The organism is Salinigranum salinum, assembly GCF_009176545.1.
Taxonomy (GTDB): Archaea; Halobacteriota; Halobacteria; order Halobacteriales; family Haloferacaceae; genus Salinigranum; species Salinigranum salinum.
Window position 1 is genome coordinate 1,976,844 of record NZ_VTOJ01000001.1, and the last position, 12,744, is coordinate 1,989,587.

Sequence of the window (12,744 nt, forward strand, 5' to 3'; positions counted from 1 at the left end):
CCGCGCTCGCTACGTGACGGGGTCGGTCGTCGGGTCAGTCGTCGGGTCGAGCGTCGTCTCGACGCCCCGTGCGCGGATCTCGGTCTCGCTGGCCGGCGTCAGCTCGATCGACAGCGACCAGCCGTGGACCCGCGCGAGCGCCCCCGCGTTCGCCAGCCCGATCCCGTCCGTCACCGCCGTCCCGTACTGGAACGCCGAGTCGGTCCGGTCGTCCGGGATCGGCCGTCCGTCGTGTCGCACGACGAACCCGTCCTCGGCGAGGCTGACGGCCGCGACTGTCGCGTCCCGTTCGATCGCGTGCTCGAAGAGGTTCGAGAGCAGCGCAGTCAGCCGTCTCTCCTCGGCGACGACCGTGCCCGACGACCCTTCGACCGAGACGCGCAGGGCCGAACCCGTCGCGGCCTCGCGTGCCCGTCGGACGACGGTCCCGATCGCGTGTGGTTCGACCCCGTCGGTCGACTGCGCGAGTTCGGCGAGGGTGGCGAGGTCGCCGATCACGTCGTCGATCCGGCCGTGTGCCGTCGCGATGGCACCGACCGCCCGTCCCGTGGTCGCATCACCGTCCCCGAGCCGGTCTTCGAGAACGCCGGCGTAGCCGGCCGCGATGTTGAGGTCGTTCCTGAGTTCGTGGGCGATCGCCTCGGCGATGTTGTCCATCTCCAGGCGCTGCCGCCTGAGATCGCGTCGCTGTGTCACGAGCCGGGTGACGTCGGTGAACACGCGGACGCGGCCGACCTCGTGCGGCCCGAGTTCGACGGCCGAGGTCCGGAGCAAGAAGTGTCGCTCCCGCCCGTCCGGGGCGAGGGTGATCGGTGCCCCGGTGTCGCCGTCGGAGCTGACGACGACCGACGGAGCCGGATCGCCGACGACCAGCGGCGTGTCGGTCGACGCGAACAGTGCCGCGGCAGCCGGGTTGAAGTCCGCGACGACGTCGGCGTCGTCGAGGACGATGACCGGGTCGTCGAGGTCGTCGACGACCTGCGCCCGTGCGGGAATCCGGAGCTGTTCGCGGTCGGTCTCGACGACGAAGAGCGACCCGACGGCGAAGGCGGCGACGCCGATCGGTTCGTACGTCACGGTGAGGAGGAGATCGGGACGGAGTGTCGCGATCAGGTCGGGCACCACCGGGACGCCGGCGACCCCCGCGAGCAGCGCGATCCGGCCCGAGTCGTGTCCGGACCGACCGTAGGTCCGGAACAGGACGACGAACCCCCACGCGACCAGCGCGTACGCGATAGCGGTCACCAGCCAGTGTGGCCAGTGGCGAACCAGCGCGAGGTGAACGAACGGCTCGGTCGCCAGCTCGTACGAGAAGTAGCCGCCGTGGATCCCGTTGGTGAGCTTGACGCCGACGACGAGGAGGAACCCCCCGACGGCGACCACCCGGAGCGTCGGATGGTGGTGGAAGCCGGAACCGGTGTACGCCGAGACGAAGTAGAGCCAGCAGCCGACGGTCGCGAACCCGACGACCAGCCCGGCGGTGAAGAGCCACGCTTTCGCCGTCACCGTCGGGGCGATCAGCTGGGCGACCGTCAGTCCCGCCCAGAGCCCCGAGGACGCGAACAGCGAGACGAGGCCCCGCCGGACGCCACCGGCGAAGCGAGTCCGCACGCGACACGCCGCGGCCAGACAGGCGACCATCGCCGCCGAGAACACCACGACGTAGAGGAGGTGGACGATCGAGAGGCTCATCTACCGGTCAGGAACCGTTCGCTCGGCAAAGACTGTTCCTTCCTGGCTATCACGTTCGATATCTTCCGGCAACTGACCAATCCGATCCGACGGCCACCTCCACGACGAGGTTGCCGAGCGGTCGCGTGGGGAAGACATATACCGTCCCCGACACGGCGGGGACTCGTGGCGGACGGATTGGTCCTCCTGTTCGGTCTGGTGATGTTCGTCGTCTTCGCGATCGTCCTCCCCGTGTGGACGTACAGCGACGCGCAGCGAAACAGCCCTCACAGTCCGCTTCTGTGGGCTCTCGTCGTGTTCTTCGGCGGCGTGCTCGGTCTCCTCCTGTACTTCATCATCGGGCGCGGCGGCGGTGGTGGCCGGCGAAGCCCGACGACGTACTGAGCGGCCCGACCCGGCGAAACCGTCAGTGTTTCCAGGACGGTTGGTGTGCGTGAAGTGCTCGCGTCGAGCGGGCTGACGACGAGTCGTGGTTCGGGGGCCGACGAGCAGCGTCGACGGGACAGGTGGCGGAACGGAGTGGCGGCGGGGAACAACTATCGAGTGGCAGGCTGAATCGTCGGCGAGTGGAAGGCCGAATCGTCGGCGAGTGGAGGGTCGAACCGTCAGCGGGGCGGTCGGGGGTGGAGGGCCGAATTGTCAGCGGGGCGGTCGGGGGTGGAGGGCCGAATTGTCAGCGGGGCGGTCGGGGGTGGAGGGCCGAACCGTCAGCGGGGCGGTCGGGGGTAGAGGGCCGAACCGTCAGCGGGGTGGAGAGCCGGCATCAGCACCGTCAGTCGACGCTCGGAGTGGCGGCCGTGGCCGACCCCGCACCGGGCGTCGCCGCGTCGACGCCGCCGACGCCGAAGAGACGCTCCCAGACGACAAGCGCCGCGGGGAGCACCAGGAGCGACGAGAGGAAGGCGTAGACCACGGAGAGGCCGGTGAGGAGGCCGAAGTCGCCGATCGCGGGGAACACCGCCAGGACGAGAACGCCGATGCCGAACACGGTCGTGAGGACGCTCCCGAGGAGCGCGCCGCCGGTGCCGTAGACGGTGCGGGAGAGCGCGTCGAGGACGGTCGGCTGGAGCCGACGCTCGTCGATGTACCGGTGGGTGAGGTGGACCGAGTAGTCGATGCCCAGCCCGATGGTCATCGCGAGCACCGTCGCGGTGAAGGCGTTGAGCGAGAAGCCGAGATAGCGCATCGACCCGCCGACGCACGCGACCGTCACGACGATCGGAACGAGGTTGGCGAGCCCGAGCGACGCCCGCCCCTCCAGCACCCAGTAGATGAACAGGAGGAAGACGGCGGTGCCGGCGATGGCGAGCGCGAGGCTGACGATCGCGGACTCGAAGATGATGTCGGAGATGGCTTTGAACACGACGATCTGACCCGTCGCGACCGCTCCCATCCGGTAGCGGTCGGCCACCTCACGCGTGTCGGCCGTGATCGCGGCGTCGGTCTCGTCCGCCTTCACCGCGTACACCACGCGCGCGTTCCGACGATCTTCGGTGAGGTAGTCGAGCGCCTGTCCCCTGGCGGGGGAGGCGAACAGGTAGTCGTAGACCTCGCCGAGGTTCTGGTCAGGGATGCCGTTGGCGTTGCGGTCGTTGCGCGCGACCAGGGCGTCGAACTCGGGGTCACGCTCCTGGTAGGCGAGGATCACGGTGACGATGGAGGTCTCGCGGGCGTGGCGGCCCTCGCGGACGAACGTCCCCGGTGGGTCCTCACCCGCACGCCACATCGACTCCAGCGCGGAGTTTCGCTCCATCGGCCCCTCGACGTACACCACGGTCTCGTCGTCCTCGCTCGACTCGAAGTTGTCCTCGAGGAAGTTGATCGTCGCCGTGATGGTGTAGTCGCTCGGTTTGAACGGTTCGGGGAGGACGTCGTAGAAGTCGGCGGTCTCCTCGGGCGGGAGGAACTGTTCCTGCGAGAAGGTGGTGTCGATCCCGGTCGCGTAGTAGCCGGCGTACCCCGAGCCGAGGAGCGCCACGACCAGGAACACCGCGGGGGCGTACTTCGCGACCGTCACCCCCAGCGAGAGCACCCCGCCCAGCGAGGAGCCCTCGGAGCCGATCGGCGCCTGCGAGAACGTCGGGATGGGGTACCGTTCGCGGAGGCCGTCGGCGTACAGTTTCAGCGCGGGGAGGAAGACGCCGAAGATGAGGAAGGTGAAGACGATGCCGATCGCCGCGACGATCCCGAACTCGCGGATCGGAAGCAGCCCGCTGACGAGGTTCGAGGAGAAGCCGATGACGGTCGTCGAGGTGACGATGAAGAAGGCCACCAGGAGCTGGTCGGTGGTGTGGCGCATCGCCCGCTGGGGGTCGTCTTCCTCCAGGCGTTCCTCGCGGTAGCGGTTGATGGTGTGGATCCCGAAGTCGATCCCCACGGCCAACAGCAGGGGCGGGACGGCGATGAGGATGTTCGAGAAGGCGATGCCGGCGAAGCCCATGAAGCCGAACGTCCAGACGATCCCCATGCCGAGCGCGATCGTGCCGAGCAGGAGGTCGACGAGGTCGCGGTAGGCGACGACCAGAAAGAGGAGGATGAAGAAGACGGCCGCGGGCACCACGATCAGGAGCGAGTCGCCGATGACCGTGCCGAACTCCTGGGCGATGATGCCCGACCCGAAGACGACGACGTCGCCGCCCGCCGCGTTCGCGACGTACTGGGCTTCGACCTGGATCGGTTCGAGCGGGCTGGCCCCACCCTGGCCGGATCCGCTGGAGATGCCCGTGGGCACCTCGTGGCGGACGACCCCGACGGTCGCGGAGGCGTACGGTGCGGTGGGGTTGAAGTCGTCGCTCAGCAGGGAGGCGAAGCCGGGGTTCTCCCGGGCGAGCCTCCCGACGGCGACGCGGATCTCCCCCGGCGTGGCGCGTTCGACCGCGTCGATCTCTTCTTCCAGGGTCGACGCCGATGGGTCGAGTTCGCGCGCGACGAAGCGGGCGGCGCTCTCGGTCGAGACGACGCGCATGTCCGGATCGTCGGCCAGCCGGTGCTGGACCGTGAGCATCCGGAGCAACCCCTGTTTCGAGAGGACGTTCTCGCCGCGCTGGATCAGCTGTGTCGATCCCTCGTCGGCCGCGAAGGGGTCGGAGAACTTGTCGTTGACGTCTTGGAGGGCTCGCTCGGCGGGGACGTCTTCGGAGAACTGTTCGGTGCCGGACTCGGTCGACACCGAGGGGAGACCGAAGGCGAACGCGGCGGTCAGCACGAAGAACACGAGGACGACGGTCCCGGGTCGCCCCGTGATCCAGCCGTCGGCCGCGTCGATGAACCGCTGGTAGTCGACCTTCGCGGGCACGGCTTACCTCCGACGCACCACGACGATGGCGGCTCCGACGAGCACGACGGCACCGACGCCGACGATGAGGCCGAACGGGAGGCCGCCGCCGCTCGCCTCCTCGACCGTGACGGGGAGCCGGAACGTGTCGGACACCTGTGTCGTGCCGTCCGCGCGGTCGTACTCGAAGTCGACGGAGACCGGGTAGTCCTTGGCGAACGTGCTCCCACCGGTGCTCACCTCGAAGGTGATCTCGGCCGACTCGCCGGGACCGAGTTCGCCGATGAACGCCTCGTCGTCACCCGACGAGATGGGATCGTCGACGAACAGCTTGGCCGAGATGTCCGAGAGCGTCTCGTCCTCGGCGTTGGTGACGGTCAGGGTGAGCCGCCCGCTCTCGCCGGCGCTGATCGTCGACTCGGCGGCCTCGACGGTGAAGGGATCGCGCTCGTCGCCGACGGCGATGCGGGCGTTGAGCGGGTCGCTGGACCGGCTCTCGCCGTCCTCGTTGTCGTACTGGACGACGAACCGGAGCTGCCGGGAGCCTGGGTCGGCCGCGCTCGACACCTCGACGTCGAACGCGAAGTCGGCCGACTCGCCGGGCGCGAGGTCGGGGATCGCGTACTCGGTCTCGCTCGCGTCGAAGTTGGCGCTGGCGGGCTGGAAGACGACCACCCCGTCGGTGATCGGCGCGGGCCCCTCGTTCGTCACGGTGCCGGTGACGGTCCCCTCCCAGTTGACGCGGAGCGTCGACTCGACGTTCGAGACCGAGAACGACTGCTCTTCGAGGGGCCGGACGCTCGCCCGGAGTTCGTTCGAGCGCTGGACGATGCCGTCCGTGTCGGTGTACGTCACCCGGCCGGTGACGGTGTAGTCGCGGAGTTCGGCACCGTCAGCGACGTTCACGGGGAACGTCACCTGTTTGGTCTCGCCGGGGCGCCACTCGCCGACGAAGCTCTCGGCGGACGGCGAGCCGCCGAACGTCAGGTCACCGTTGCCCGACGAGAGCTGGACGCTCGCCTCGCGCGCCGGGTCGGTCCCGACGTTTCTGACGGCGGCGACCATCGTACCGCTGTCACCGATCTGGACGCCGGTCGACACGTCGACGACGCGGAACCGGGCCTGGTCTTCGACGACGATCGGGACGGTGAGCCGCCGCGTGACCGAACGGTCGTTGAACTTCGGGTTGTTGGTCGGGTCCTGTTCGTCGTAGGTCACGATGCTGGTGTACGTGTACGAGACGTCGATCGGGAGCCGGTACGTCCCCGGGGGGACGCCCTCGGGGACGGTGATCCTGATCGGGGCAGGGCCGACGACGCCCTCGGGGACCTGTCCGACGGCGATGTCGTCCGTCTCGACGTCGAGGCCGGCGATGTCGGCCACGTCGAGCGTGACGGCGCGGGCGGTGGTGACGCGCGAGGTGAACCGCTCGGGACCGCCGCGGGTGATGGTTCCGTCGTTGACGATCGAGACGTTCAACGTCTTCGCTTCGCCGGGAGTGACCCGGTTGTCCGGAACCGAGAGGGAGATATCCGGACGGCCGATGACCTGGTTCTCCGCTGCGGACGCCAGCGGCACCCCCGAGAGGACGACAGCGAGCGCGAGGACGATCGTGAGGAGTTTCTGATTCATGATGAGACGGGATGACTGAACGTTTATTCAGTCTGCCTTCGGAGGCGGGAGATAATAACGTGTCGTTTTCGCGAGTCCCGATGAAAAGCGGAGTCACCGGTCGAGACCGCGGCGGCCTCGCCCGACAAACGTTTTGAACGACGGGGTCGACCCCCAGCCATGGACGAGACGCCGATCCAGGTCGAGGTGCTGCTGTACGAGGGGTTCGACGAACTCGACGGGGTGGGCCCGTACGAGGTGTTCCAGACGGCGGGGGCGTTCGGCGGCGAAGTCGAGGCACGAACCGTCTCGCTCGACGGGAGCGGGCGGGTGACCGCGAGCCACGGACTGCGGGTGGGCGTCGACGGGGCGCTGGGCGACCCCGACGTCCTCGTCGTCCCCGGTGGCGGCTGGAACGCCGGCGACGACCGCCCCGGCGCACGCCGGGAGGCTGAGCGCGGCGCCGTCCCCACGGCGATCCGCGACCGACACGAGACGGGAGCGATCGTCGCGTCGGTCTGTACCGGCGGGATGCTCCTCGCCGAGGCGGGGGTGCTCGACGGGCGGCCCGCAGTCACGCACGCGGGGGCACTCGACGATCTCCGGGCCACGCGCGCCGAGGTGGTCGACGCACGCGTCGTCGACGACGGCGACGTCCTCACCGCCGGTGGGATCACCTCCGGACTGGACCTCGCGCTCCACCTCGTCTCCCGACTCTGCGGCGGGGACGTCGCCGACCGGGTCACGACGGAACTCGAGTACGACCGCGACCCCTCACGCGTGGTCGTCACGGGCGAGGCCGACGAGTAGGAGGCCCGCCACCAGCGTCGACCCGGCCAGGAGCGTCCACCCCGTGTCGTACGACAGCGTGTCCGCGAGGAAGCCGAAGACGGGCGGCGTCGCGAGTCCGCCGAGGTTGAGTGCCGTCTGTCCGCCGGCAGTCGCCGCGCCGACCCGGTCGTCCGGGACGAGGGCGGTGAGACAGGCGTAGTAGACACCGGGGAAGCCCAGGATGAACAGACCGAGCACGGCGAACGCGCCCGCCGCGAGCAGGGGGGTGTCAGCGGCGACGACCCCGCCGAAGGCGACGGTCGCCAAGAGTGCCTGCGCGACGAGCACCCGCGCGGCGGCGCGGACGTCGCTTCCCGGCAGGTGGTCGGCGACGCTCCCGCCGACGAGGCGGCCGACGCTCCCCGTCACTTGGATGGACGCGAGCACCGCACCCGCGACGGCTGCGGCCGCGCCGATGGATTCGGTGAGGTGGAGCACGACGTAGCCGGTCGTGGTGAACACCGCCGCGCCGAAGAAGAAGCCCGCAGCGACGATCGCGGGGTAGCCGTCGAGGCCGGCGAGCCCACGGAGGTCGGGCGTCGACAGCGAGCCCGAGCCGTCGTGGCCGTCGTAAGTGAGAGCGAAGACGGTGACGACGCACGCCGCGAGGACCGCCGCGACAACGAAGCCGGCTCGCCAGCCGTATCGCGTCCCGGCCGCGGTGGTGACGACCACGGCACCGAGCCCGCTTCCGACGGTGACACCCACCTGTTTAACGTTCATCGCCAGGTTCCGGTTCCCGTCGGGGGCCACGACGAGCACGGCCCGGTTCGTCGACGGCATCGCCGTCGCGTACGCCCCGCCGACGACGAGGAGCGCGACGAGCAACAGTGCGAACGACGGGGCGACCGCGACGCCGGCCATCCCGACGCCGAGTACGCCCAGCCCTGCGAGCATCACCGGTCGTTCGCCGAACCCGTCGACGGCCGGCCCCGTCACGAACAGCATGGCGGTGTAGCCGGCCATCGCGGCCGCGAGTGACACGCCGACCAGCGTCCGCGAGACGCCGAACGTCTCCCGGACCGCGGCGGTCGCGGCGAAGATGGCGTAGAAACAGAGGCTCGCCGCCACCTGCCAGCCACTCACGATGCCCACGCCGCGCCAGGTCACACGCGAAGGTGAGTGGAGGGGGGTCAAGTGCGCTCCGGGTCCGGTCGTCGAACCGAACGAATTCGAACAAATTCTCCGAACAAGTACTGTATTTCAAAACATAACTTCTGCGTGGATTCCACGAGCAACCGATAGACGCCGCGGCCGTCGAAAATGTATGTCGACTGTTAACAGAGCTTCATCAAGGTTTAACAGCGTTCCGCCCCACTCTCCTGTCGGAGGTTTCAATCATGAGCTACGAACTCGACCCACTCCCGTACGATTACGACGCACTCGAAGGCAGCATCTCCGAACAGGTGCTCACGTGGCACCACGACACCCACCACCAGGGCTACGTGAACGGGTGGAACGCTGCCGATGAGACGCTGGCGGAGAACCGCGAGAATCACGAGTTCGGCTCGTCCGCGGGTGCCATCCGCAGCGTGACGCACAACGGCTGTGGGCACATCCTCCACGACCTCTTCTGGCAGTGCATGTCCCCCGAGGGCGGCGACGAGCCCACCGGATCGCTCGCCGACCGGATCGCGGAGGACTTCGGCTCCTACGAGGCGTGGAAGGGCGAGTTCGAGGCCGCCGGCGGCGCGGCGAGCGGCTGGGCCCTGCTGGTATACGACTCGTTCTCGAACCAGCTGCGCAACGTGGTCGTCGACAAGCACGACCAGGGCGCGCTCTGGGGCTCGCACCCGATCCTCGCGCTCGACGTGTGGGAACACTCGTACTACTACGACTACGGCCCGGCCCGCGGCGACTTCATCTCGGCGTTCTTCGACGTCGTCGACTGGGACGAGCCCACGGCCCGCTACGAGCAGGCCGTCGAGCTGTTCGAGTAAGCGCAGACCCGGTCGATCTTCCGTTCTTTCTTTGACACCCGGAGACGAGCGACAGGTCCCTCGGTACGTCCCTGCTGGCCCACCCACCGGTACGCCCCTGCCGACACGTCCGTTCCCGCACCGTCCCACCCTGACAGTTACGGGGGCGGCCGCCGTAGTCCTGCGTATGTCCTCCAGCAGCCTCGTCGACTTCATCGAGCAGTGGCAGACCGGCTTCTTCCTGCTCGTCGGGATGCTCGTCGTGAGCGTCGGGGCGGGTATCGCCGCCCGGTCGGTCGTCGGCCCACCCGGGCTCGTCGTGGGGATGCTCGTCGGCGCCCTCGCGGTCTTCCTCGGCTACTCGTACCTCCGCTACGGGCGGTGACAGCGCCGTCGTCCCGCGCGGTGTCGGCGAGACCGACGACCACCGACGCGTCCCGCACCACGACCGAGCCGACGCCGCTGCTCGCTCCGTCCCCACAGCCGTGCCTCCCGGTTGGATCGCCGGATCGTCACCATCGCCGGATCGCGATCCCGGAGAGTTGCTCTCGCGGAGGCGGCGTTCCGTCACCTCCGTCGTCCGGGCGGTTCGAGGTGACCGGCGTCCGGAGGGCAGAGCCCCCCTGCCGGGAACACGGACGGAGTTCTCGCGGCCGAACGTCAACAGCCGATCCCGAGCCTCAACTGCCTCGACCGCTCCGGCGGCTCGTCCCGCCGACGAGTGGACAGGCGTTTACCGGGTGGTGCCGAATCCCCTCTCATGCCTCGCCCCAAGGACGACTTCGACACGCTGTACCCGTACCAGATGTACACACCCGCCGAGATCCTCGACCCGGACCTGCTGTACACGGTGCCCGAGATCGGTCGGCGACTGCAGGACCTCGCGCCCGACACCGCGCTCGAGGAGGAGACCGAGGCCCGGATCATCGCCTGGACCATCCCCTGGCTGGTGTACAACCAGGACGACCTCGTGATCAACGATCCCGAGGGGGACGAACCGGGTTACTTCGGCGTGAGCGAGGAGGCCGTGGCGGCGCTGGACGACTCCGACGCGTGAGGCGGCCGGCCGGACGAACGGAGCAGTTGCGCCGTCCGGTCACGGGCGGATCAGCCGTCCACGCGGCGCCACCGTTGCTCGTTCGTTCCCCGCCTCTCGCCCCCACTCTACATCTATCTCGTCCGTGCGGCCTGCAACGACAGCTCCAGAGCCCGGGACGGCTCGTCGACGACGCTGGGGCCGTGGCCCGTGTGTAGCGCCTGCAGCTCCGGACCGACGGTGTCGACCACGCGTTCGATGCTCTCGACCAGCGTCGCACGGTCACCCCCCGGGAGGTCGGTCCGGCCGAAGCTCCCGCCCGCGAAGACGAGGTCGCCGGCGAAGAGGACGCCCCCGTCGGGGTCGTGGAGGCAGAGGTGGTCGACGGCGTGGCCGGGCGTGTGGAGCGCGCGGTAGTCGCCGGTGCCGATGCGGACGACGTCGCCGTCGTCGACCGCGTTGTCGACCGCGTCGTGGGAGCCGTCGAACCCCCACGTCTCGACGCCGAACCGTTCTCTGATCGCGTCGACGTTGCCGACGTGGTCCGGGTGGGTGTGCGTGAGCACGACCGCGTCGAGGTGGTCGACGTCGCCCTCGAGGTGGGAGACGGCGTCGAAGTTCGCCCCGGCGTCGACGAGGACGGTGCGTCCGTCGTCGCCGTGGCCGCCGCGGGCTTCGGGGGAGACGAGGAAGGCGTTGCTGGTGAACGCCTGGACGTCGCGAGCGATGTTGTGGATCACAGCCGTGAGAGGTGCCCGGGCTACTTCGGCGTTGCCCGTCCACGGCGCGGTTCACACCACGGGCGGTGTTCGGACCCGACGCCGAGCCACCCCGCGAGCGGTGCTCTCGACTCGATGCCGACTCACCCGGTGGACGCCGTCCGCCGCGTGCGAGCGGGACCACGCGCCAGCGCCCGGTCGATCACGTCGCCGAGGTCGCCACGGATCGTCCGGAGCAGGACGCCGAAATGTCCCGTCTCCCAGGCGGTCCGGTTCTCGGCCGGGACGCCCCACGCGTCGAGCGTCGGCGTGAGCGTGCGGGCCGGGACGAGGTCGTCGCGGGTGCCGTAGACGGGGAACACCCGCTCGGGGTCGAGACCACACGCGTCGGGTGGGTTCAAGAGCGGACCGAGTTCGTGCAGACGTGGATACCACCCCGTGGCCCCTAGAGCGTCGTCGAGGTCCAGCGTCGGCGTGAGCCCGCCCTCGACGAGCACCGCGTCGACGTCGCCCGTGGCCGCGACGGGGACGACGGCGTCCGGCCGGGCGGCCGCGGGCCAGCCGCCACAGCGCCCCGCGGCGTGCATCGTCACGATCCCGCCGAGGCTGATGCCGCCGAGGATCACGGGTGAGGGGTCCGATCCCGACGCGGGCGCGTTCTCACCCCGGGCCCACTGGACGAAGACGCCCGCTTCGACGGCGGCCGCCGCGTACAGCTCGAACGTGGACTCGGGTGCCCGCGCGAGGTACGCCTCGCCGCTGAACCGTCCGATCGGCTCGCGACGGGCGTGCCACGGCGCGTCGGGGAGCACCACGCGAATCCCGCGAGCGGCGAGCGCCCGCCCGAGAGAGGCCTCCTCGGGCCAGTAGTCGACGCAGTCGTTCGCCATCCCGAGCCCGCCGTAGTAGACGAGCGTCGGGAGGTCGTCGGCGGGGTCGGGCGGCTCGTAGACGCGCGCGACGGCGTCACCCTCGACGAACGGTGACGGCGACGGGAACCGGAGCCAGTACTCGACCGTGCCGGGACCGGGCAGCCAGTCCGATCGCTCCACCCGCGGCGGACGCTCGGGAACGTCGTACACGGCCGCGGGCGAGGCGAGACCGGCGCGGTGCGTCGTCAGCACCCGATCCGGATCGGGGACGTCGTACGCGACGGGTGGGACGAGGTGGTCGTCGACGAGGAAGCCGAAGCAGTCGGCGGCGTCGCGTCGTCGGTGTTCGGCCCGGCGGCGCTCGCGCTCCGCGTCGAGGCGTTCGGCGACCGTCGACGACGGGTCCCAGACGACCTCGGTCCACCGCTCGGTCGCGTCGAGCGCCGCGTCGCGCCGCGGGGCGTACCGGGCGAGTGCCGCCTCGATGCGACCGTGGAGGTGCGGTGCCGGTGGCGCGTCGACCTCGTGGAGGTACGCCTCGGGCGCGACGCCGACGGCGACGTCGGCCGCGGCGCGGGCGCGCTGGACGGCGAAGTCCCGGCGGAGCGCACGGCGCTTCAGCCGTTCGAACCAGCGCGCGTCGAGCAGTCCTCCCACAGGGGATGCGAGGAGCCGGTGGACGGCGGGGGTCTCCAGAGTGTCCATACGTCCGGAACGCGCGTCCTCCACTTGGTCGTTCGCGTGGCTTCGACCGAGATGCCGATCGATATTCAGATATCCGAGAGGACTC

At 69.8% G+C, this 12,744-nt stretch carries 11 protein-coding genes; 5 read left to right on the top strand and 6 right to left on the bottom strand.

What is annotated here, in order from left to right:
• Positions 1 to 9: 9 nt before the first annotated feature.
• Positions 10 to 1,692, bottom strand: coding sequence for a sensor histidine kinase (locus FZP69_RS09440; RefSeq protein ID WP_152041068.1), 1,683 nt, complete (start codon positions 1,690 to 1,692; stop codon positions 10 to 12).
• 165 nt (positions 1,693 to 1,857) lie between these two features.
• Between FZP69_RS09440 and FZP69_RS09445 the strand changes: the two genes are divergently transcribed.
• Positions 1,858 to 2,076, top strand: a complete 219-nt coding sequence (locus FZP69_RS09445; protein ID WP_394350148.1) for a PLDc N-terminal domain-containing protein — start codon at positions 1,858 to 1,860, stop codon at positions 2,074 to 2,076.
• A 388-nt stretch (positions 2,077 to 2,464) separates the two neighbouring features.
• Here FZP69_RS09445 and FZP69_RS09450 read toward each other — a convergent pair whose 3' ends face one another.
• Positions 2,465 to 4,987, bottom strand: a complete 2,523-nt coding sequence (locus FZP69_RS09450) for an efflux RND transporter permease subunit (protein WP_152041069.1) — start codon at positions 4,985 to 4,987, stop codon at positions 2,465 to 2,467.
• A gap of 3 nt (positions 4,988 to 4,990) precedes the next feature.
• Positions 4,991 to 6,598, bottom strand: coding sequence for a COG1361 S-layer family protein (locus tag FZP69_RS09455; protein WP_152041070.1), 1,608 nt, complete (start codon positions 6,596 to 6,598; stop codon positions 4,991 to 4,993).
• A gap of 174 nt (positions 6,599 to 6,772) precedes the next feature.
• Between FZP69_RS09455 and FZP69_RS09460 the strand changes: the two genes are divergently transcribed.
• Positions 6,773 to 7,387, top strand: a complete 615-nt coding sequence (locus tag FZP69_RS09460) for a DJ-1/PfpI family protein (RefSeq protein WP_152041567.1) — start codon at positions 6,773 to 6,775, stop codon at positions 7,385 to 7,387.
• On the opposite strand, the gene FZP69_RS09465 is transcribed toward FZP69_RS09460, so the two are convergent.
• Positions 7,352 to 8,518: an MFS transporter gene (locus FZP69_RS09465; RefSeq protein ID WP_152041071.1), complete on the bottom strand. Its 1,167-nt coding sequence runs from the start codon at positions 8,516 to 8,518 to the stop codon at positions 7,352 to 7,354. The genes FZP69_RS09460 and FZP69_RS09465 overlap by 36 nt on opposite strands.
• A gap of 230 nt (positions 8,519 to 8,748) precedes the next feature.
• On the opposite strand from FZP69_RS09465, the gene sod reads away from it, so the two are divergent.
• The 3 genes from sod (at position 8,749) to FZP69_RS09480 (ending at position 10,384) form a co-directional block, all read left to right on the top strand.
• Complete coding sequence (sod, locus tag FZP69_RS09470; RefSeq protein WP_152041072.1) at positions 8,749 to 9,348, top strand: superoxide dismutase; 600 nt, start codon at positions 8,749 to 8,751, stop codon at positions 9,346 to 9,348.
• A 166-nt stretch (positions 9,349 to 9,514) separates the two neighbouring features.
• A complete protein-coding gene (locus FZP69_RS09475; RefSeq protein WP_152041073.1) occupies positions 9,515 to 9,712 on the top strand; it encodes a hypothetical protein in 198 nt (65 codons plus the stop codon).
• A 375-nt stretch (positions 9,713 to 10,087) separates the two neighbouring features.
• Positions 10,088 to 10,384: a DUF5827 family protein gene (locus FZP69_RS09480; protein WP_152041074.1), complete on the top strand. Its 297-nt coding sequence runs from the start codon at positions 10,088 to 10,090 to the stop codon at positions 10,382 to 10,384.
• 113 nt (positions 10,385 to 10,497) lie between these two features.
• Here the strand turns inward: FZP69_RS09480 and FZP69_RS09485 are convergent, their stop codons facing one another.
• Entirely contained in the window at positions 10,498 to 11,103 is a 606-nt protein-coding gene (locus tag FZP69_RS09485) for an MBL fold metallo-hydrolase (protein ID WP_152041075.1), read from the bottom strand.
• Between the two features lie 122 nt (positions 11,104 to 11,225).
• Positions 11,226 to 12,659 carry an alpha/beta hydrolase gene (locus FZP69_RS09490; RefSeq protein ID WP_152041076.1) on the bottom strand — a complete coding sequence of 478 codons (1,434 nt, stop codon included), beginning with the start codon at positions 12,657 to 12,659 and terminating at the stop codon, positions 11,226 to 11,228.
• Positions 12,660 to 12,744: the final 85 nt, after the last annotated feature.